This window comes from Polyangium sp. 15x6, assembly GCF_029960785.1.
Lineage (GTDB): Bacteria > Myxococcota_A > Polyangia > Polyangiales > Polyangiaceae > Polyangium.
In genome coordinates, this window is record NZ_JASBQE010000120.1 from 1 (window position 1) to 21,126 (window position 21,126).

Here is a 21,126-nt window from a genome sequence, read left to right on the forward strand (position 1 = left end):
GTCGCCTCCGCCGCCGCCTCCGCCGCCGCCTCCGCCTCCGCCGCCGCCGCCTCCGCCGCCACCGCCGCCGCCTCCGCCGCCGCCGCCTCCGCCGCGGCCCGCGTACCACGTCCAGGTCGGCGCCCAGGGGGCCGTTTGGAACGCCCTCGCCCCCGAGCCCGCCTGGGGCCTCGTCCTCTTCGCCGAGCGGGCTTCCTGGGGCCACGCAGGCCTCGCGCCGGCCTTCCGCCTCGGCCTGGCCGTCGCCCAGAGCCCCACCACCGAGACCGACGGCGGCGCCGCCCGCTTCCGCTGGCTCGCCGCCCGCCTCTCCGCGTGCCCGTATGCCTGGATCGTTGGACCCGTCACCGCGCGCCCCTGCGCCGGCCTCGACCTCGGCGCGCTCCAGGGCCAGGGCCTCTCCGTCGTGAACCCCCGAGAGGCGTCCCGGCCCTGGGTCGCCTTGACCGCCGCGGGCCGGTTCCAGGCGCGGCCCCTGCCGTCCCTCGCCCTGGAGGCCGAGGCCGGGCTCGTCGTACCGCTCGTCCGCGAGGTCTTCGGCTTCGAGGACCCCCGGCGCATCCTCCACGCGACGCCCGCCCTCGGGGGCTTCGCCGCGATCGGCGCGGGGTGGGTGTTCTGGTGAACGAGATCACGGGCCGGACGTGAGTCGTTTTCGTGATCGAAACGCGGCGAGCGGGACATCGGGGGAGAGATGACGACCATGGGCACGGCGCAGGACGGCGGCGAGGGGGTCGATTGGTCCCTGTCGTCGCCGCTCTCGGTCGCGCCGGTCGAGGGAGAGGCCGCCGCGCGCTTCCGGGCGATCCGTGACGAGCATTTCGAGTTCGTCTGGCGCTCGGTGCGACGCCTCGGCGTGCCGGACGCCGACGTGGACGACGCGGCGCAGCAGGTCTTCATCGTGCTGAGCCGGAGGCTCGACGAGATCGCCGCCGGCAGCGAGCGGGCCTTCCTGTTCGGGACGGCGATGCGCGTGGCCATGCAGGTGCGCCGGACCATGCGGCGGCGGGGCGAGGTCTCGCTCTCGGAGGACGGTGCCGCGGAGCTGCCGCTCGAGCCGCCGGACACCGGGCCCGACGCCGAGGAGCTGCTCGCGCAGCGGCGCGCCCGGGCGATGCTGGACGAGGTGCTGGAGACGCTGCCGCTCGACGTGCGCGCGGTCTTCGTCCTGTTCGAGCTCGAAGAGATGAGGGTCCCGGAGATCGCGAGCCTGCTCGGCATCCCGCTCGGGACGGCGGCTTCCCGCCTGCGCCGCGGCCGCGAGCTCTTCCAGGCAGAGCTCTCGCGAGTCCAAGCGCGCAAGAAACGGAGCATTCGATGACGGATCCCGAGCGACTCGTCGACGGAGACGACCTGGGGGCCGAGCTCTTGCGCTCGGCCCGCACGCTCGACGCGAAGCGCGCCCGCGAGCGAAAAGTCGCGCTGATCGGCGCCGCCGCAGGGCTCGGGGCGATCGCCGCGGCGAAGGCAGGCTCGGCCGGGACGACGAAGGGCATGTTCCAGGGCGCGCTCGCGAAATGGCTCGCGATCACGATCGGCGCGACCGCGATCGGAATCGGAATCGCGGTCGCCGCGACGGAGGGCGGGGGCGAGGTCTCCGTCGGGGCGAATCGATTCGCACCGGCTTTGCAGGCGCGTCCGCTCCCGGTCGCCGCGGAATCCCCCGCCGAGAAGCCTCCGGAAGCCGAGACGATCGCCCAGGCAGAGCCCCCGGCCCCCGAGATCACGCCCGCCGAGCCATCCGCTCCGCCCAGGGGAAAACGCGCCCCCGCGGCGCCCGCTCCGAGCACGTCGACCGACCGCGCCGCGCGCCTCGCGGCGGAGCTCCGGGCCCTCCGGGTCGCGCGCGAGGCCCTCGCTTCCGGGGACGGCGCCCGCGCCCTCGTCGCGCTCGACGACTACGCCGCGCGTTTCCCCCGCGGCCACCTCGCTCTCGAAGCCGAGGTCCTCCGCATCGAAGCGCTCTCCCGCGCGGGCGACGCCTCGGCCGCCGACCGCGCCCGCCGCTTCCTCGAAGCCCACCCCCAGAGCCCGTACGCCGAACGACTTCGCCCTCTCGCCGGGGGCACGTCGATTCCGTGATCGATTCGGACCTCGCCGGCCATCGGTAGCGTCGGCCCTCTCTTGACCACCCTGGCCTAGGAGACTCCCATGCACAATCGATTGGCGCTTTCCACCTTGTCGCTCTCCCTTGCGTCCCTGCTCGCGCTCGCCGCATGCGGCGGCACCGTCGCCGGTGGCGGCGGTGACGACGGCGACGGCGGCACCGGCGCGGCCCCCGATCCCGACACCTCGAGCAGCAGCAGCAGCGGCACCCCGGGCACCGGCGGCAGCGGCGCCACGGGCGGCACGGGCGATACGGGTGGCACGGGTGGTACAGGCGGCACCGGCGGCTCCGGCAGCAGCACCGGCGGCTCCGGCGGCGTGCCGGTCGACGATTTCGGCCCCCCGAAATGCGACGACAACCTCGCCCTCGACGACGCGGATCCGTACAACGCGGCCAAGGCGATCGAGATCTGCAAGACCGCGGAAGGCCCCAATGCCTGGGGCCTCATCGAGGCCAAGTGGACGCTCCCCGACGGCTCGGCGATCCCGGCGGGCTACGAGGCGAACTACGCCCTCGGCCACGGCATCTACGACACCTTCGGCCCCAACGTGCCCCCGCGCAAAGGCGACCGCATCCTCGGCCTCTCCAGCGGCGCCGCCCGCCGCCCGACCGATCCGAACTACTCGGCTCCGAACGGCGGCTTCGCCAAGGGCTACCAGCACGCCGCGCCGGACGGCTTCCCCAAGCCCTCGCCGGCCTGCCCCGGGGTCATCTCGGGCCAGCCCTACGACGGCGTCGCGCTCGAAGTCACGCTCCGCGCCCCGAACAGCGCGCTCGGCTTCGCCTTCGACTTCACCTACTACACCGCCGAGTTCCCGACCTGGACCTGCAGCTCCTTCAATGACGCCTTCGTCGCCTTGCTCTCGCCGACGCCCGCGGGGCAGAGCGACGGCAACATCTCCTTCGACAGCCTGGGCAACATCATCAGCGTGAACAACGTCTTCCTCGACGCCTGCAACCAGCCCACCTGCTCGCTCGGCGCGGGGCCGCTCGTGGACACCGGCTACGAGAACAATGGCGCCACCGGCTGGCTCACCACCACCGCGCCCATCAACGGCGGCGACGTGTTCACCTTGCGCTTCACCACCTACGACAACGGCGACGCGATCCTGGACAGCGCCACCCTCGTCGACCACTTCCGCTGGACCACGCAACCGAACAGCGTCGTAGGCACGTTCCGCCCGATGGAGTGATCCTCTCGCGCATGCGCAACCGAACCGCCTCGCTCTCCCTCCTGCCGACGCTCGCCGTCCTCCTCGTCGCTTGCGGCAAATTCGTGTCGCTCGGCGGCGGCGGCGGCAGCGGGGGAGCGGGCGGCGGCCCGGATCCGGGGGATCCTGCAAGCAGCAGCAGCGGCAGCGATGCCGTGACCACGAGCTCCACGACCGGCATCGGCGGCGGGAGCGGCGTCGGCGGGGCGCTGCCCGACGGCGGCGATGGGCCCGATGCGGGCATCGGCGGCGGAGGCGGGAACGGCGGCAATCCCGGGACCTCGCCGTGCGATGACGACCTCGCGCTCGACGACGCGGATCCGTTCCAGGCTGCGCGGGCGATCGAGTTGTGCACGCTCGCCGAGGGCCCGGATGGCGCGGGCTTGCTCGAAGCCCGCTGGGTGTTGCCCGACGGCACCCCCATTCCCTCGGGATACGACATGCAATATGCGCTCGGTCACGGCCTCTACGACGGCTTTGGCCCGAACGTGCCCCCGCGCGCTGGAAAACGAATGCTCGCGCTCTCCAGCGGCGCCGCCCGTCGTCCCGGCGAGACGGGCTACCAGACGCCGTTCGGTGGATATGCCAAGGGCTACGCGCACGCGGCTCCGGCGGGGTTTCCCAAGCCCTCGGCTGCGTGCCCCGGCGTCATCACCGGCCAGCCCTATGACGGCGTGGCCCTGGAGGTGACATTACGCGCGCCCATCGGCACCGTCGGCTTCGCGTTTGCATTCAATTATTACACGGCCGAATTCCCGGCCTGGGTTTGCAGCACCTTCAACGACGCCTTCGTCGCGCTGCTCTCGCCGACGCCGCCCGGTCAAACGGACGACAACATCTCCTTCGACGGCCAGGGCAACGTCATCAGCGTGAACAACGTTTTTCTGGAGGTCTGCACCTGCCAGGGCGGACCGCCCTGCACCGTGGGCGGCAAGGTTTATCCTTGCAGCCTCGGCGCGAGCGCGCTCTCGGGCACGGGATACGACACGGGACAGGCGAACGGCGCGACGGGCTGGCTCACCACCACGGCTCCGATGCAGGGCGGCAAGACCTTCACCGTTCGTTTCGCCGTCTACGATTCCGGCGACGCTCTCCTCGACAGCGTCACGCTCATCGACCATTTCCGATGGATCAGCACGGGCGCGCCGGTCGTGGAGACCTACAGGCCCGTGCCTCCTTGATCCGCCTTCTACTCCTGGACTTCGAGATCCAGCTCGAGCTCGAGCTCCCCCTCGAGCCCGACGTCCGCCTCGAGCTCGAGCGCCTGCGACGCGACGTCCGCCTCGAGCTCGATGTCGCCCTGGAATCCGCGCGTCTCCTGGGTTCCGCGCGTCTCCTGGAATCCGCGCGTCTCCTGGAATCCGCGCGTCTCCTTGGCTTCGCGCGCCACCTGGAATCCGCGCGCCACCTTCGACGCGACCTGCCCGCCGCGCGCCGCCTTGTGCTGGCCGAACAGCCCGCCCGGCGTCCCCGCCGCCGCCGCGCCTGCCACCATGAGAATCGCCATTCCGAGAACCATTCCGACGTTACGACCCTTGTTCATGGATGCCTCCTCGTATCGAGGTACGCGACGCGAACATCTCGCGTCCGGACCTCGGTGCCGCCCCGGTGCAACGCATATGCCCGAGTCATCGACACCCCGCGGCACGCGGCGCCTGTGTCTCCGCCGCGTCCCTTCGGGGCCGTACGTCGATTCCCAGGCCCCGCGTACTTCCTCGAAACGGAACCGAAAAGTCGGGGATGACGGGCGTCCACCATTACGATCGAACATCCGGCCGAGGCGCGCATGTTCGTATTGAATACGAGGCGCTTTCGCGGGCGCCGTCCGTCGTGGTACCGTCTCGGGCGTGAAGGGCGACACGGAGCGCAACGAGGTCCTCCGAGGCGAGGACGTGCCGACGAAGGTCGAGCTGCCGCGCAGCGTGAGGCCGAGCGCGCCGCCGCCTGCGTCCACGAGCTTGGCCGGCGCCACCATTGCCGGACGGTATCGCCTCGAACGTCAGCTCGGCGTGGGCGGCATGGGCGAGGTCTTCCTCGCCCGCGACGCGTGGAAAAACACCCGCGTGGCCCTGAAGATCCTGCACCGCCGCATGGCGGACAACCTCACGGTCGTGAACCGCTTCCGCCGCGAGGCGCGCATCATGCGCGAGCTCTCGAGCCCGCACGCCGCCGTCATCCACGATTTCGGACAAACCGACGACGGCGCCCTTTACCTCGTCATGGAGTACCTCGAGGGCGAGACCCTCGGCGGCCTCCTCGAGCGCGAAGCGCCGCTCGCCTCCGCGCGCGTCACCCGCATCGCGCTCGATCTGCTCGACGTCCTCGCGGACGCGCATCGCCGCGGCGTCGTCCACCGCGACATCAAGCCCCAGAACGTCTTCCTCGCGCGCGCCCCGGGCAAGGACGGCGAGCCGGTGGTGAAGCTCCTCGATTTCGGCATCGCCAAGCTCGAGGATCACGAATCCACCGAGCTCACCGAGACCGGCGCCATCTGGGGAACGCCGCGCTACATGAGCCCGGAGCAGGCGAGGGGACAGCCGATCGATCGCCGCAGCGATCTGTATTCGCTCGGGGCCATGATGTACCGCGCGCTCACGGGCGAACCCCCGTTCGAGGGCGCGAGCGTGGCCGAGCTCTCGTACGCGCTCACGCACAAGGCGCCCGTCTCGCCCGAGAAGCGCCGGCCGGATCTCGACATTCCCATCGACCTCGGCCGCATCGTCATGCGCGCGCTCGAAAAGGACCCGAACGCGCGGTATTCGACGGCCGCCGAGATGGCCGACGATCTGCGCGCGCTCCAGAGCGAGCCCGCGCCTGCGCCCGCGGCCACGTCGGGGCGGGCCACGGCCCTCGCCATGCGCAGCTGGGTCCTCGCGACCCTGCTCTTCACGCTCGTCGCGCTGGCCGAGTTCCCCCGGGTCGCGCGGTCCACGTTCCCCGGATTCACGGTCGAGGCGGGCCTGCTCGTCTCGGCCGTCGTGGAGCCGACCTGGCCGGGGATCCAGCGGGGCATCGAGCCGTACGACGCCCTGCTCGCCGTCGACGGCATTCCGGTTCGTCGCGGCAGGGACGTGCACGAATACGTGCATCGGCTCGCTCCGGGGACGCTCGTCGATTACACCCTCCGCCGCGGCGATCGCACGTTCGACGTGGAGGTGCCGGTCACCCCGTTCGGCTGGGCGTCGCTCCTCAAGATATACTCCTCCGGCCTCCTCGCCGCGATCCTGTTCCTCCTCGTCGGCGGCGTCGCCGGCTGGAAACGGCCCACCTTGCGCCCCGTGCAGGCGCTCGTCGCTTTCACGAGCGCGGTCGGCCTCTTCCTCATCGCCTCCGTCGATTTCGATCTCGTCGACAGCGCCTTTTCCTGGCTCTATTACCTCGGCTGCTCGGCGACCGGCGCGGCCGAGGTCCACCTCGCGCTCGCGTTCTCGGGCCTCTTCGGCGCCACGCGCAAGCGGCCGTGGCTGATCTGGCTCCCTTATCTGCCGGCGCTCGCCTTGCTCGTCACGTGGCGGACCGCGGGCGCCGATCCGGCCATTGGCAATGCTTGCACCCGGGCCGGCATCGGCATGATGCTCCTCGGGCTCCTCGCGCTGCTCGGCTCCTTCCTGTACATGCGCCTGCGGGGCCGGACGCTCTCCGCGCGGCAATCGGCGCGCTTCATGTTGTGGGCCGCGGGCCTCTCCGTCCTGCCGACCATCGCCCTGCAGCTCTTGCCGATCAGCCTCGGCCTCCAGACCGCCTCCGTGGCCAGCTTGAGCTGGCTCGCGATGCTCCCCGTGGCGGGTTTTCCAGCGGCGTTCGCGCATCAGATCCAGCGCCGGCAGATGTTCGACGTCGACGTCGCGCTCCGCGAGATCTCGCGTGTCCTCGCCATGGTCGTCGTCCTCGGCGCCGTCTTCGCCGCGGCCGCGTTCGCGTTCGGCGGGCTCGCGTATGCCATCGCGGGCCCCGAGGGCATGTACCTCGGCCTCGGCGCCGTCGCGGGCGTCACCGCGGTCGTCGCGGCGTCCGAGCCCGTCGCGCTGCGCCTCCGCCGCCTCGTCGAGCGCCGCGCCGACGTCGACGCGGCCACCGTGCTCGACGAGATGGCCGGCGCCGTGGCCAACGCGGCTTCCGAGGACGAGGTCGTCACGCTGCTCGTCGATACGATCCGGCGCTGCTTCTCCCCGCGCACCACGCGCCTCCTCGAGCGCGGCGACGGCGGCATTTACTGGGCGCGTGTCCCCGGCGCGCCGCCCTCCCAATCCATGGCGGGGCCGCGCTCCGGCACCGGCCCGCGCTCGCTGACCGGGCCCCGCGCGGACACGGAGGGCGATTTCAGCGGCGCGACCCGCGAGCCCGCGAATGGCACGCCCGCGGACGAGATTCGGAGGCGCCTCACGCGTCTCGGCCATTTCGACGCCCATGCCTTCCTGGTCCTGCCGCTCGACGCGGCCGAGGGCGCAGCCGGTGCCGCGGCGGCGCCCGCGTCCGTGGTCGTCGTGGGCGCGCGCTCCGACGGCAAAGCGTATTCGTCGTACGACGCCGCGCTGGTCGCGGGCCTCCTGCGCATCGCGGCGCTCCGCCTGCACGCGCTCGGCGAGCGCGCGGACGCCGAGAGACGTCTGCTGCTCGAACGATGTTTCGGCCCCGATCGCGGCGAGGCGGGCGCGCCAGGAGCGGAGCTCGTCGGGGGCGTGCCTGCGCGTGGTCTCGCCACGGCGCTCGTCCTCCGTTTTTCCGGGCTCGACACGGCCGCGGACCGCTTGCCGCCGCGTCGATTCAAGGTCCTCGTCGACGAGCTCTCCGAGGCCGCGGCGACCGCGGCATTCACGATGGCCGGCACGATGCACGCCTCGCGCGGAGACGAGATGCTCTTCGCATTCGGCGCGCTCGGCGAGGATCGCAGCGCGGTCGAGCTCGCCTCCCTCCGCGCGGCGCTTCATCAAATCGAGCAGACCGCCGAGATCGCAGCCCGGCACGGGGCGCCGTTCGTCCGCGCGCGCGTAGGCGTGGCACGTGGCCTTCTGACGGTGGGGACCTTCGGCGCGTCGTTTCATTCGCATTGCATGATCCTCGGCGCGGCGGTGCAGGAAGCCACCGAACTCGCGAGCGCAGCACGAGACGGCGAGGTCCTCGTCGACGAGGCCGTCGCGCGAGCAGCCGAGGGAGCCGAGGCAATGACAATCGACCCGCTCCCCGCGCACCGCGGTACCCGGGCATCACGCGTCTCGCGTCGCGAGGGATGAGGATGGCCACGCCGCGCCGGGGTTTCACCCCGGGCCCGACCAGGGGTTGTCCACCCCTGGACCCGGACCAGCGCAAGCGCTGGACCTTTTGTGGAAGAACTGCGCGGTGCGCAGTTCTTCCAACGGGCCGGTGGGATGGCGTTGCCAGTTGCTTGGCTCGGCCTGTTCGATGAACTGCGCATCGCGCAGTTCATCGACCCCGAGTCCAGCGCTTGCGCTGGTCCGGGTCCAGGGGCGGACAGCCCCTGGTGGGGTCTGGGGCGACGCCCCAGCGCAGCGCCTTCGACAGGAAGCTGCCCGCCTGTCCTTGATTTCCTGCCTGACGAATTCGTTTCGATTGCGGCCTCCCTGCATGGACTTGCCGCGCATCACCCCTAAAAAGGCAGCGCGACGACGGCGAACGCCACGCGCCGCGGGTGGAGGACGTGATGCAAAACGGATCGAACGGAGAGAAAGAAAAGGCGACCGGCGTCGTGACGTTGTCTCTCGACCCGGGCCGAGCGATCGACGACTACGCGACCGCCCGGGCCCAAGGCCCCGTCGTCACGATCTCATTCGAGGACACGGGCAGCGAGAGCGACGCCGATCCCGTCGAGCTCGACGCTTTTCTCACACGCGAGCACCTCTTCGTCTCGCATTACGACGAGGTGCTGTCCGCCCTGGTCGACAGCCGCTTCTCCTCCGATCGACACACGGCAATGACGCCGGAGCAACGCGAGAAATTGCCTCCCGTCATCGAGGCGCTGCGTCTGCTCTCGGAGAGCCTGCTGACCAAGGATCCCCCGGACCACACGCGCCTCCGCAAGCTGATCCAGCCGAGCTTCTCGCCCCGGCTCATGGAGGCGATGCGCTCGCGCATCCAGAGGCTCGCGGACGACCTGCTCGACGACGCCGAGCGCGCCGCGGAGGCCCGCGGAGAGCGCGCGCCGGATCGCCGCATGGACCTCATCGCGGCGTTCGCATACCCGATGCCGGTCACGGTCATCTCGGACATGCTCGGCATTCCGATGGAGGATCGCCCGCAAGTCAAGCAATGGACGGAGAACCTGCTCCGCGCCGACCGTCGTCGCGCCGGAGGGCTCGATGAGGAGACGACCGCCAAGCTGCGTCAGTTCACCGTGTACTTGCGGGATCTCTTCGTCCTCAAGCGGAAACAGTCGGCGGACGACATGATCACGCAGCTTTTGCGGGCCGAGGAGGAAGGCGACAAACTGAGCGAGGACGAGGTCCTGTCGACGGTCTTCATCCTGTACCTCGCAGGCCACGTGACCACCGTGAACCTGATCGGCAACGGCGTCTTCGCGCTGTTCCAGCATCCAGCGGAGCTCGCGAAATTGAAGGCGAATCCGAGCCTCGCAAAAGGCGTCGTCGAGGAGACGCTGCGTTACTGGGGCCCGGTCGATTTCGTCGCCGCGCGTATCGCCAAAGAGAACGTGGACCTCGGCGGGACGTGCATCCCGAAAGGCGAGCCCGTCATGGTCGGCCTCGCCGCAGCAAACCGCGACCCCGCGCGCTTCCCAAACCCCGACGCCTACGACATCACGCGCGAAGGCGTCGAGCGGCACGTGGCCTTCGGCAAGGGCATCCACCTCTGCGTGGGCGCACCGCTGGCCCGGGTGGAGGGCCAAATCGCCTTCGACACGCTGTTCCGCAGGTTCCCCGCCATGCGCCTCGCCGTGCCGCCCAACCAAGTCCGCTGGAACAGATCATTCCTGCGAGGTCTCTCGGAGCTGCCAGTGCTGTTCTAGGGTCTCATCTGGGGCCGCCGCGCTGGGGCGTTGCCCCAGGCCCCACCAGGGGTTGTCCACCCCTGGACCCGGACCAGCGCAAGCGCTGGACCCGGGGTCGATGAACTGCGCGATGCGCAGTTCATCGAACAGGCCGAGGCAAGACCGGCGAGCGCCCCCGCCCACCAAGACAGCCGCGCTGACCTGTGCAACCGCGTCGTCGTAGCCCTTCCCCTCGCGCGTCCTCATCCAGCTCCGTCCACGAGGACGTGCGTCCCCCTGGGCGTGCTCTCGCTCATCGCGCACGAGGACGTGCGCCTCCCCGGGCGTGCTCTCGCTCATCGCGCACGAGCACGTGCGCCTCCCCAGGCGTGCTCTCGCTCATCGCGCACGAGGACGTGCGCCTCCCCGGGCGTGCTCTCGCTCATCGCGCACGAGGACGTGCGCCTCCCCGGTCGTCCTCACCCTCTCCGGGCACGAGCACGTGCGCCTCCCTGGGCGTGCTCACGCGCATCGCGCGCGAGCACGAGCGACCCACTGCGCCAGTTCACCCTCTCTGTTCGCGAGGACGTGCACCCCCTCGCGCGTGCTCACACTCCGCGCGGCCGCTCACAGAGCGAGATTCCGCCGATGACAGCATTCGGCCCTCCAACGGGCCTGATGGAAGAACTGCGCTCGCGCAGTTCTTCCACCCCGAGTCCAGGGCTTGCCCTGGTTCGGGTCGAGGGGCGAATAGCCCCCGCGGGGCCCGGGGCAGAGCCCCGGCGCGGCGCCCCCAGCTGAGACCCATGCTCAGCCTGGCCGATTGCGCATGAAGTCGGCGACGTCGGCTAGGCGGCCGAGGAGGAAGGCGCGAAGGTCGGGCGCGACGCCGACCTCGTCCATGGCGGTCGTCATGGCCCGCATCCAGGCGTCCCGCATGGCGATGTCGACGGGCACGCGCGCGTGACGCATGCGGAGGCGTGGGTGGCCGTTCTGCGCGATGTAGTCCTGCGGGCCGCCGAGCCAGCCGATCAGGAAAAGCGCGAAGCGGTCGCGGCTGCGGCGGGAGACGCGGCTCTGGTCGTCGAGCTCGTGGAGCTTGGCGAGGGCGGGCTCGTCGCGATCCATGGCATCGTAGAAGTGCTCGCAGAGGGTTCGGACGGCGGTCTCGCCGCCCAGGCGGTCGAACGGGGTCTCTTGGGGCTCGGGCATCGGGGGGGGCTGTGTAGCACGCGGGAGCGGAAGCGGAGGCGGCGTTGGGGCGGTGCGCCGGGTGTGTATGCCGCTGGAATGCGCTACGCTGCCTGCGTGCGCCAGCTCTTTCCTGGGATTTGGGGTTCGTTCCTGCTCGCGGCCTGCTCGGGCGCTGCGCCGCCGCCCCCCTCGCCGGTGCAGCCTGCGCCGCCCGCGCCTCCACTGCCGAGCTCCTCGCCCGGAGCGGCCACCACGCCGCTGCCTATGCAAGCTGGATCGACCTCGCCTCCTGCGCAGACCGCGCCTTCGCCTGCGGCCCCTGATTCCTCGTGGCCTGCGGAGTCGGCTGCGCTGGAGCAGCAGGTGCTCGACCAGGTGAACGCTCGGCGTGCGGCTCCCGCCATCTGCGGGGGCCGTCGATTCGGCCCTGCGCCTGCGCTCACGGTGCACCCGGCCCTGCGCGCCGCGGCGCGCGACCACAGCCTCGACATGGCGAGCCGCAATTACTTCGAGCACGTGACGCCGGAAGGCCGCACGGTGGAACAGCGCGCAAAGGCGACGGGGTTTTCCGTCGATGCGACGATGGGCGAGAACATCGGTGCGGGCCGGCCCACGGCGGTGGGCGCCGTGGAGCAGTGGATGGCGAGCACCCACCATTGTCAGAACATCATGAATCCCAAATATCGCCACATCGGCGTGGGATACGCGGCGCGCGAGGGATCGCGGTATACGCATTACTGGACGCTCGTCTTCGGAGGGTGAGGGCGAGCGCGCTGGTGATGACCTACGGATACCGGCGCGAGCCGTACGGCATTCGGGCCCGCGTCAGCGGCGACGGCGGCCGGACCTGGTCGACCCCCGTGACGCTGAGCGATGACGGTACCAACGGCGACCTCGGTTACCCCTCCTGGGGGACGGCCGTCTGCTGACCGTGTGGTACGAGGAACGCACGAACGATCCGTTCGCCGTCCTGCGTCAGGCCCGCTGGACGACGGGTACATAGGCGCCTCCTTTCGCGCCTCGGCCCCTGCTCTATGGACCTATTCCCGCGAACGGGGAATACTGCGCCTCATGCGCATCCCCCTTCCGCTCTTCGCCGTGGCGCTCGCAGCGTGCATTCCTGCGTGCACCACCTCGTCCTCGCCGCCGACACCGCCTGCCCCGGAGCTACCTGGCCCGCCCGAGTGGAATCGCGACGTCGTCGAGCCTGCGGATCAGGAAGCCGCCACGGCGCGTGAGAGCTGCGCTTACCGCGCCGGCGCGCTGCCGGCGGAGACGCAAGGTGAGAGCCACCCCGTCGGCGCGGAGATCCCGATCGATCACATCGTCGTCGCGATGATGGAAAACCGCTCGTTCGATCACTATCTCCAGAAGATCGGCGACATCGGGATCGACGCCGATGTCGCGCCCGACGGCTTCACCAACCTCGATCCGGAGGGCAACCCGATCGCGCCGTTCCCGCTCACGGAGCACTGCTTCGTCGACACCGCGCATAGCTGGGGCGCCATCAAGCAGCAGATCGCCGGCGGCGCGATGACCGGCTTCGTCACCTCGAACGAGGGCCAGCACGAGCTCCCCATGAACGGCGACCTCAGCATGCTGCTCGGGAGACGCGCGATGGGCTATTACACCGAGCCCGATCTGCCTCTCGTGTACTGGCTCGCGAAAAACTTCGCGATTGGCGATCGGTACTTCGCGTCGGCGCCCACGGCGACCTGGCCCAACCGCATGTTCATGCATGCCGCGAGCTCGTTCGGGTTGAAGTCGAACGATTTTCCGCAAGGCGTGGAGGCGACGCTCATCGATTACCTGAACAAGCGACAGATCTCGTGGCGCTTCTATTACGAGAACACGCCCACCTTCGGCATGTTCATCGAGCGGTTCATCGAACTCCAGCAGGAGGAGAACCGCTTCGTGCCGATGAGCCAGTTCTTCACCGACGCTGCGGAGGGCAAGCTGCCTCAGGTCGCGTTCATCGATCCCGACGGCACGAGCAAGGGGCAGATGGACCACACCGACGAGCACCCCCCGACGCCGTCGACGCTCGGGCAGAACTGGCTCGCCAACGCGATCGCCGCGCTCGTGGCGAGCCCGCACTGGAGCCGCTCGGCGATGTTCATCAATTACGACGAGCACGGCGGGCTTTACGACCACGTGCCGCCGCCGAAGGCCTGCGCTCCCGATGATCGCGCGCTCGACGAGACCGATCGCGCCATCTTCGAATCATACGGCGTCCGTGTCCCGTTCTTCGTCGTCTCGCCCTACGCGAAGAAGGGCTACGTGAGCCACGACGTGTACGATCACACCTCGGTCGTTCGTTTCATCGAGGCTCGCTTCCAGATCCCGGCGCTCAGCCATCGCGACGCCAACGCGCTCGCGCCATGGGACGTGTTCGATTTCGCATCCTCGCCCGCCAAGGAGCTCCCGGACGTGCCGAACGTGCCCGTGGACGAGGCCATCATGAGCGAATGCAGGGCGCTCTGGGGCGAATAGCGTGGGACACATGGTCGATCCGCTCACCGATGATCTCGAAGCGTGCGCCGAGGCTCTTCGCACGGATCCGGACTTGAAGGAGCACCCCCCGGACGCGAAGAGGTTTTGCCGCAAGCTCCTCTCGCGCGGAGAACCGGGGCTCGCCGTGGTGCGTGGCGTCGTGCGAGGCAGCAGCTACAAGCCGCCGGTTCGCGCGGGTGCCGCGCGCGCCCTGAGCCCGGACCTGGATCCGGTCGATGTCGAACATACATGCTCGCTGCTCCTCTCGGGGAAGGCGGTCACGCGCTACATGGCCGCGGTGGCCTTGTGCCGCACGGCATCCCCTGCGTCCGTCGACGCGCTGGTCGAGGCGCTCGACGACGACGAGCTCATCTGGGACTTTGATTGGGGTGTGCACGTGAGCGACGTGGCCGCGCTGGCGCTCACGCGTATCGGCGACATCCGCGCGCCTGCGCTCGCGGCCTGGTACGAGAGGCGACGACGACAGCTTCACGACCCCTCCCTTGAGGGCGTCGTGGCCGTCTGTGCCCTTGCGCGGGTCGGAGATGCGCAAGGACGCGCGATTCTGGAGGAGCGCGCCGCGGCGAGAGGTGAATACATGGCAGAGGTTGTGCTCGAAGCTTTGCGTGACGGAAAAGAATCGTACTTATGATCAAGGTCGACCCGCTCACCGATGATCTCGAAGCGTGCGCCGAGGCTCTTCGCACGGATCCGTTCTTGAACGAGAAGGGTTGGGAGGCGAAGAGGTTTTGCTGCACGCTCCTCTCGCGCGGAGAGCCGGGGCTCGCCGTGGTGCGTGGCGTCGTGCGAGGCAGCAGCTACAAGCCGCTGGTTCGCGCGGGTGCCGCGCGCGCCCTGAGCCCGGACCTGGATCCGGTCGATGTCGAACATACATGCTCGCTGCTCCTCTCGGGGAAGGCGGTCACGCGCTACATGGCCGCGGTGGCCTTGTGCCGCACGGCATCCCCTGCGTCCGTCGACGCGCTGGTCGAGGCGCTCGACGACGACGAGTTCATCGAGGACATGTGGTGGGCTCTGTACGTGAGCGACGTGGTCGCGCTGGCGCTCACGCGTATCGGCGACATCCGCGCGCCAGCGCTCGCGGCCTGGTACGAGAGGCGACGACGACAGCTTCACGACCCCTCCTACCGCGCTGTTGCCGTCTGTGCCCTTGCGCGGGTCGGAGATGCGCAGGGACGCGCGATTCTGGAGGAAATGGTCGCTTCGGGGGACTCTGACATGGCCTCGGATGTGCTCGACGCCCTGCGCGCCGGCGAGGAAACGTACTTATGATCGAGGTCGATCCGCGCGCCGATGAACTCGAAGCGTGCGCCGAGGCGCTTCGCACGGATCCGATCTTGAAGGAGAGCACCATGGGCGCGAGGGCGTTTTGCCGCGCGCTCCTCTCGCGCGGAGAACCGGGGCTCGCCGTGGTGCGTGGCGTCGTGCGAGGCAGCAGCTACAAGCCGCTGGTTCGCGCGAGTGCCGCGCGCGCTCTGAGCCCGGACCTGGATCCGGTCGATGTCGAACACACATGCTCGTTGCTCCTCACGGGCAAGCCGCTCACGCGTTACATGGCCGCGGTGGCCTTGTGCCGCACGGCATCCCCTGCGTCCGTCGACGCGCTGGTCGAGGCGCTCGACGACGACGAGCTCATCGAGGACATGTGGTGGAGTCTGTACGTGAGCGACGTGGTCGCGCTGGCGCTCACGCGTATCGGCGACATCCGCGCGCCTGCGCTCGCGGCCTGGTACGAGAGGCGACGACGACAGCTTCACAACCCCTCCGACCGCGATGTAGCCGTCTGTGCCCTTGCGCGGGTCGGAGATGTGCAGGGACGCGCGATCATGGAGGAAATGGTCGCTTCGGGGGACACCTTCATGGTCTTGGATGTGCTCCGCGACCTGCGCGCAGGCAAGGAACCGTACTTGTGACGGAGCAGCGCCGCTGACGTCTCGACCCATGACGTCGCCAGCGGGCAACGCTCCTTCGCGGTCTTGCCACCGGCCCGTTGGAAGAACTGCGCATCGCGCAGTTCTTCCACCCTCGGTCCAGGCCGTGCCTGGTCCGGGTCGAGGGGCGGATAGCCCCCGCGGGGTCCGGGGCAGCGCCCCGGCGCGACGGCCCCACAGCGTGGTGAAACGCGCCTGGGAGAGCGCGGACGGCGGGTCACGGCGGCGTGAGGTGGACGCTGGGAGGCCGGGACAGGTGAGCGGCGAGGCGAGTCCTCGCCGGTGTGGGTCGGGAGGGCAGGGGGCGGAGACGATTTCACGGAGCCGTGGGCCCATGAAAGCGGAGGCGCCGCGCTGGGAGCGCTCGAGCGGTGGTAGCCTCTCCGCATGTTTCGCCCCGCCCACGCGCTCGCGACCGCGGCGCTCGCCGCGAGCCTGCTCTCGGCCTGTGGCTCGCCGCCGATTCCCCCGGCCCCGGCGGCGCAGCCGGCTCCCTCGGCGGCGGTCGCGGCGGAACGAACCGCGGAATGCGCGCGCCTCGGGGAGGTGCTCGACGCCGAAATGCGCGACGTGCCCGCCGCCGAGATTCGCTCGACGACGCCCATGCCGCGCGTCGAGGAGCTGATGCATCGGCTCGAGCGATCCTGCGACGACAGCGAGCGGCTCAGCGACTCGCTCACCGACCCCGTGCTCGCGACCGAGGCGAACGAGTTCAGGCTCGCGACGGCCTATCTGCTGCTCACGACGGCGCACATCTTCGGGCTCGCGCACAAGGGCGAGCCCGACCTCGCCCCGTTCGATCGCGCGGCGGACGTCGCGGGGCGCCAGCGCGAGCTCGTCTATCGGAGCGCGAAGGCGCGCTGCAAGGACGACGGTTCCCGCGACCAATCGCCGGCGTGGGGGGAGGCGCTCATGGCCATGTTGCAGGAGGTCAGGCCCGCCGTCCACGGTTGCTACCTGAAAGAGAAAGAGCGCGCCCCTGACCGCAAGATTGGGAAGCTCGAGATCAAGCTCCATATCGACCGCGACGGGCACGTCGAGCTTGCCGGCCCGATCGGGTTCTCTGCATTGAGTCCCGCGAGGTCCGAGCTCGTGTATTGCGTCGTCCGTGTGCTCGAGCCGATGCAGTTTGCTCCCCCGGACGGCCGCGCCATCGTGATCCTCCCGTTCACCGAATGACGCGATGAGCCTCGATTATTACTTCCACGTCGAGACCCGCCGCTCCGGCGACTGGACCGTGCCCGAGGGGTTTCCGTGTTCGCCTTACCGGTCCGAGCCCCTCGGTGAGTTCACCTGGCTTCGCGGCCGATCCCGCTGCGCGCGGCTCTTCTTTGGCCCCTCGGCCATCTTCCCGTTCAAGCCGGGCCCTCCCGAGAGCCACGCCCGGTCGGCGTTCTTCCGGGACCTCGGCCCGGACTACGATTTCGAGGAGAACGAGCGGAGGATCTCCTGGATCCCGTATCCCGATCTGATGGTCGACCTCTGGGACGAGATGCTTCTCGTCCTGCGATGTGACATCGGGAGCCGCGACGCCGCGCTCTTCGGTGACGGGCGGCGGCCTTTTCCCGTGGAAGCGCTCCGCGCGCGTGGCCACGACGACTTCACGCTCGACCTCCTTCAGGAAGGCGAAATCGTGACCGAGCCGATCGACCGCACGCACGGAAAAGCCCGATTCGAGATCGAATCGGCCGCGCCGGAGGTGCGCGCCGCCGTGACCTTCGTCGCGTCCGTGAGCAAATACCTGGGCGAAGTCCGCGCGGCGGCGTTCCGGGACCTGCGCGTGTACGGAGCGGATGACGAGCTGCGCGTCATCTCCATGTATAGTTGACGCCCCTCGACGGCTCGTGTTGCCTTGACGAGCGGCGCGGCCTCATGGTGTCCTCGATCCGCCATGAAGATCGTGTTCCTGGACTTCGACGGCGTGCTGAACCACTACCTCATGCTCCTCAACGAGGACCGTGATGCGCGGAAGCAATTCAGCCCGCCGGCCGTCGAGCGGCTCAATGCCATCGTGAAGCGGACCGGCGCGCGGGTGGTGGTCAGCTCGAGCTGGCGAGAATGGACGCCGGTCGACGCGCTGCGGAAGCTGCTCGCCGCCGAGGGGTTCGTGGGCGAGGTCCTCGATCACACGCCCATCCTGCACCCGAGGACGATGCGCGTGCCCGACCCGAACCCTGGCCAGACGCGGTGCATGGAAATCATGCAATGGCTCGACGCCTGCCCCGAGCGGCCCGAGAGTTTCGTGGCCCTCGACGATCTCGAGCTCGAGCTGCTCGCCGCCTACCACGTGAAGACGGAGTCGGACACGGGGCTGCTCGACACGCACGTCGAGATGGCGATCGACCTTCTCGGAGAATCCCCCTAAGCCGCCTTCCGCCCGAGCTCCTCCATTTGCACGAGCCCTTCCGGAGAGAGCTCGGACGAGAGCAGCCCGCGCTCGTGCATCTCGTGGATCATCCGTTCGAGGCGGGCCTCGTCGAACCGGACGCCGAGCGCCTCGGCCGCGTGCGCGAGGAGCTTGCGCTCCCGAATCGAGGCGCGCTCGTCCACCGACGCGCCGATTTCGAGCGCATGATAAAAGGGAGCCCGCGCCGAGGGCGGTATCTCGCCGAGCCGCGTGTACCAGCCGATCGGATCTGCGAGGCGCTCGTCGAGGCCGATCGACGATTCGGGGTCGCAGCCGCGCAGGAGCGTGAAAAGGAGCGCCGTCTCTTCCGGCCGGAGCCGACCATCGGCTTCGAAGAGGAACCACAGGCCCTCGAAGAGCCGATCTTTCGCGGGCACGAGGCGTTCGTCCGAGAGGACGCGGTCGAAGGCGGCACGATAACGCACGTACCGGAGCACGGTCCGGCCGAGCGTGCGCGTGGCCTGGTAATTCGCGACGGACGAGGCGACGATGCCGACGAACGGCACGAGGCCGCGGACGAGGCTCTCGCCAAAGAGGCGCGCGGCGAGGCCCTGCGCGGCGCCTTCGACGTCGGTGCGGGCGAGGCGCGCGAGGTCAGCGCCCGGGCGCTCCTGCTCTTCCGGCGCTTGCTCGGCGCCCTGCACGAGCTTGAAGAGCGCCCACACGTCGGCCGGGTCGTCCGCATCGAAGCGCAGGCCGACGCAACCCGCGAGGCGGCAGGCCGTGTACGTATGCGTCACGAGGCGCAGCGCGGCGTCGAGCGCGGCGCTGAGCGCGGCCGCCGGGACGGCGACGAGCGCGCCGATGCCTTGCGTGCCGGCGGTGAACAAGGCGCCGCCCGTGGAGACGAGGCCGACGCAGCCGCCAGCGAGCGCGGAGAACGTCGCGCCTCCCCGAAGGATCGACTTGCCGCACCCCGCTTCCGTCGCGCCCGTCGCGGCGGGGCCCGCGTCGCCCGCGGATTCGTTGTAGCGGCGAATCGTGGTGGAGACGAGCCGGAGCAGGAGCGCGTCCGCCCAGCCGATCTCGGCCGAACGTTCGAGCGGGAAGGGGATCGCGGCGGTCACGGCGGACGGGGCTTGCGCGGTCATGACGGGAGACCATTTCAAAAAACGTTCCCGGGCGCCGTCCGAACTCAGAGGGTGCTGTCACAGCGTAGCGCCGGGGCGCTGCCCCGGACCCCGCGGGGGCTGTTCGCCCCTCGACCCGAACCAGCGCAAGCGCTGGACTCGGGGTGGAAGAACTGCGCTCCGCGCAGTTCTTCCAACGGGCCGGTGAGAGAGCCTTGCCAGTCGAAAGGACAGCGCGGCTGTCTTGATGGGCAGGGTCGTCGCCAGTCTTGACTCGGCTTGGTCGATGAACTGCGCATCGCGCAGTTCATCGACCCTGGGTCCAGCGCTTGCGCTGGTCCGGGTCCAGGGGCGGATAGCCCCGGTGGGGCCTGGGGCAACGCCCCAGCGCAGCGGCTTCGACCTGAGACCAATGCTCAGCAGGAGAACCGGAGCGAAAGCGAAATGGGCCCGCGCACCGTGAGCATCTGGTTGTACCGGATCTCGCCCGCGCCGAGCTCTACCCCGCGAAACCGCCGCGTGAGGACCTCCAGAGCGACCCGCGCCTCCATGCGCGCGAGGAGCGCGCCGATGCAGAAATGGACGCCGTGTCCGAACTGCAACCCGCCTTGCGAGCCGCGGTCGATGTCGAACCGGTCCGGATCCGTATATCGACGCTCGTCCCGGTTGGCCGAGGCCAGGAGCGCGAGCACCAGCGATCCCGGCGGAATCGTCACGCCCGAGAGCGTGACCTCCTCGGTGGTGATGCGCGGGATCGAGTGGCTCGGCCCGTCGTACCGGAGCATTTCATCGACGAACGGCGCGGCGAGCGCGGGCTCTTGGCGGAGCCTGTCCCAGAGCGCCAGCTGCTCGGAGAGGAGGATCATCGTGTTGCCGAGCAGGTGCGTCGTGGTCTCCAGGCCCCCGAGCAGGAGCACGACCAGGAAATCGACGATCTCCTGCTCCGTGAGGGATTGGCCGTCCACCTCGGCGCGGAGCAGATCACTCACCGTATCGTCTGCCGGCTCGCGCCTCCGCGCGTCCACGACCTCCCGCAGATAGCGAGAAAGCTCGGCGATCGTCGTCCGCACCTGCGCGGCGTGCTCGTCGCTCCGGGGCTCGAACGCGACCGAGAGGATGTCGTCGGCCCATCGCTTGAAATGCTTGTGCAGCGCGGGATCGACGCCGAGGATCTCGCCAATCACGAAGGCCGGCAGCGGGGTCGCGAATACGTCGACGAAATCGATCTCGCCCACGAGCTTCGAAGCGAGCTCCTCCGCGAGGCGCTCGACCTTCGGCGCGAGGCGGCTCGCCGTGCCCGCCCCGAACGCCCGGGTGACGAGGCTGCGGAGCCGCGTGTGCGCCGGCGGATCGAGCGCGACCAGCGAATGCGCGAGCGGGTTGTACCCGATCCACGGCGGCTCCCAGGCCGCCTTGAAGCCCTGCGAGGAGAAGATGCCCGGATTCTTCAGCACGAAGAGGACATCCTCCCAGCGGCTCACCGCCCACATGTCGCCGGGATCGACCTGGCACACGGGGGAGGAGCGCCGCATCGCGGTATAACGAGGAAACGGATCCGCCCGGAACGAGGGCGAGAGGACATCAAAACGTTCTTCCATCACGGTGTGGCTCCCCGGTCCGCGCCCGCGGACCACGCTGCCGTTCGAGCACGCTCCGCGCCAGCCTCGAATCCCGCGAAAACCGAGGGCGCGCGGCGCTCCGGGCTTCCCCCGATCGGTCGAAACGACCTAGGCTCCGGTCAGATTGACCGGG

Annotated in this window: 20 protein-coding genes; 16 read left to right on the forward strand and 4 right to left on the reverse strand. The window is 69.8% G+C overall.

The genetic code is table 11. The features are described 5' to 3' along the window. The 5 genes from QHF83_RS46150 to QHF83_RS46170 all read left to right on the forward strand — a co-directional run. A partial coding sequence (locus QHF83_RS46150; RefSeq protein WP_282424516.1) for a hypothetical protein occupies window positions 1–625 on the forward strand: 625 nt, incomplete at its 5' end. Window positions 626–703: 78 nt separating this feature from the next. Continuing rightward, window positions 704–1,321, forward strand: coding sequence for a sigma-70 family RNA polymerase sigma factor (locus QHF83_RS46155; RefSeq protein ID WP_282424517.1), 618 nt, complete (start codon window positions 704–706; stop codon window positions 1,319–1,321). Further along, window positions 1,318–2,082 carry a hypothetical protein gene (locus tag QHF83_RS46160; RefSeq protein ID WP_282424518.1) on the forward strand — a complete coding sequence of 255 codons (765 nt, stop codon included), beginning with the start codon at window positions 1,318–1,320 and terminating at the stop codon, window positions 2,080–2,082. The genes QHF83_RS46155 and QHF83_RS46160 overlap by 4 nt, the downstream gene beginning before the upstream one ends. A gap of 69 nt (window positions 2,083–2,151) precedes the next feature. Then, window positions 2,152–3,300, forward strand: a complete 1,149-nt coding sequence (locus QHF83_RS46165) for a choice-of-anchor L domain-containing protein (protein WP_282424519.1) — start codon at window positions 2,152–2,154, stop codon at window positions 3,298–3,300. A gap of 11 nt (window positions 3,301–3,311) precedes the next feature. Then, window positions 3,312–4,499, forward strand: a complete 1,188-nt coding sequence (locus QHF83_RS46170; protein ID WP_282424520.1) for a choice-of-anchor L domain-containing protein — start codon at window positions 3,312–3,314, stop codon at window positions 4,497–4,499. Window positions 4,500–4,507: 8 nt separating this feature from the next. Here QHF83_RS46170 and QHF83_RS46175 read toward each other — a convergent pair whose 3' ends face one another. After that, complete coding sequence (locus QHF83_RS46175; RefSeq protein WP_282424521.1) at window positions 4,508–4,861, reverse strand: hypothetical protein; 354 nt, start codon at window positions 4,859–4,861, stop codon at window positions 4,508–4,510. A 304-nt stretch (window positions 4,862–5,165) separates the two neighbouring features. On the opposite strand from QHF83_RS46175, the gene QHF83_RS46180 reads away from it, so the two are divergent. Both QHF83_RS46180 and QHF83_RS46185 read left to right on the forward strand, forming a co-directional pair. Beyond that, window positions 5,166–8,549: a protein kinase gene (locus tag QHF83_RS46180; protein WP_282424522.1), complete on the forward strand. Its 3,384-nt coding sequence runs from the start codon at window positions 5,166–5,168 to the stop codon at window positions 8,547–8,549. Window positions 8,550–8,977: 428 nt separating this feature from the next. Further along, window positions 8,978–10,297 carry a cytochrome P450 gene (locus QHF83_RS46185; RefSeq protein ID WP_282424523.1) on the forward strand — a complete coding sequence of 440 codons (1,320 nt, stop codon included), beginning with the start codon at window positions 8,978–8,980 and terminating at the stop codon, window positions 10,295–10,297. Window positions 10,298–11,068: 771 nt separating this feature from the next. Here the strand turns inward: QHF83_RS46185 and QHF83_RS46190 are convergent. After that, complete coding sequence (locus QHF83_RS46190; protein WP_282424524.1) at window positions 11,069–11,470, reverse strand: group II truncated hemoglobin; 402 nt, start codon at window positions 11,468–11,470, stop codon at window positions 11,069–11,071. Window positions 11,471–11,566: 96 nt separating this feature from the next. Between QHF83_RS46190 and QHF83_RS46195 the strand changes: the two genes are divergently transcribed. From QHF83_RS46195 to QHF83_RS46235, 9 genes are all read left to right on the forward strand, one after another. After that, window positions 11,567–12,214, forward strand: coding sequence for a CAP domain-containing protein (locus QHF83_RS46195; protein WP_282424525.1), 648 nt, complete (start codon window positions 11,567–11,569; stop codon window positions 12,212–12,214). Between the two features lie 14 nt (window positions 12,215–12,228). After that, complete coding sequence (locus QHF83_RS46200; protein ID WP_282424526.1) at window positions 12,229–12,381, forward strand: hypothetical protein; 153 nt, start codon at window positions 12,229–12,231, stop codon at window positions 12,379–12,381. A gap of 142 nt (window positions 12,382–12,523) precedes the next feature. After that, entirely contained in the window at window positions 12,524–13,945 is a 1,422-nt protein-coding gene (locus QHF83_RS46205; RefSeq protein WP_282424527.1) for an alkaline phosphatase family protein, read from the forward strand. A gap of 10 nt (window positions 13,946–13,955) precedes the next feature. Next, window positions 13,956–14,597: a hypothetical protein gene (locus QHF83_RS46210; protein WP_282424528.1), complete on the forward strand. Its 642-nt coding sequence runs from the start codon at window positions 13,956–13,958 to the stop codon at window positions 14,595–14,597. Then, window positions 14,594–15,238: a hypothetical protein gene (locus QHF83_RS46215; protein ID WP_282424529.1), complete on the forward strand. Its 645-nt coding sequence runs from the start codon at window positions 14,594–14,596 to the stop codon at window positions 15,236–15,238. Before QHF83_RS46210 ends, QHF83_RS46215 begins: the two co-directional genes overlap by 4 nt. After that, complete coding sequence (locus tag QHF83_RS46220) at window positions 15,235–15,879, forward strand: hypothetical protein (RefSeq protein WP_282424530.1); 645 nt, start codon at window positions 15,235–15,237, stop codon at window positions 15,877–15,879. The genes QHF83_RS46215 and QHF83_RS46220 overlap by 4 nt, the downstream gene beginning before the upstream one ends. Before the next feature lie 405 nt (window positions 15,880–16,284). Further along, window positions 16,285–17,076: a hypothetical protein gene (locus QHF83_RS46225; protein ID WP_282424531.1), complete on the forward strand. Its 792-nt coding sequence runs from the start codon at window positions 16,285–16,287 to the stop codon at window positions 17,074–17,076. Between the two features lie 4 nt (window positions 17,077–17,080). Continuing rightward, window positions 17,081–17,725, forward strand: a complete 645-nt coding sequence (locus tag QHF83_RS46230; protein WP_282424532.1) for a hypothetical protein — start codon at window positions 17,081–17,083, stop codon at window positions 17,723–17,725. Window positions 17,726–17,788: 63 nt separating this feature from the next. Next, the gene (locus QHF83_RS46235; protein ID WP_282424533.1) at window positions 17,789–18,262 is read left to right on the forward strand and encodes an HAD domain-containing protein; all 474 of its coding nucleotides are present in this window, start codon (window positions 17,789–17,791) and stop codon (window positions 18,260–18,262) included. Here QHF83_RS46235 and QHF83_RS46240 read toward each other — a convergent pair. Then, the gene (locus tag QHF83_RS46240; protein ID WP_282424534.1) at window positions 18,259–19,395 is read right to left on the reverse strand and encodes a hypothetical protein; all 1,137 of its coding nucleotides are present in this window, start codon (window positions 19,393–19,395) and stop codon (window positions 18,259–18,261) included. The genes QHF83_RS46235 and QHF83_RS46240 overlap by 4 nt on opposite strands. Window positions 19,396–19,790: 395 nt before the next feature. After that, complete coding sequence (locus tag QHF83_RS46245; RefSeq protein ID WP_282424548.1) at window positions 19,791–20,972, reverse strand: cytochrome P450; 1,182 nt, start codon at window positions 20,970–20,972, stop codon at window positions 19,791–19,793. Window positions 20,973–21,126: the final 154 nt, after the last annotated feature.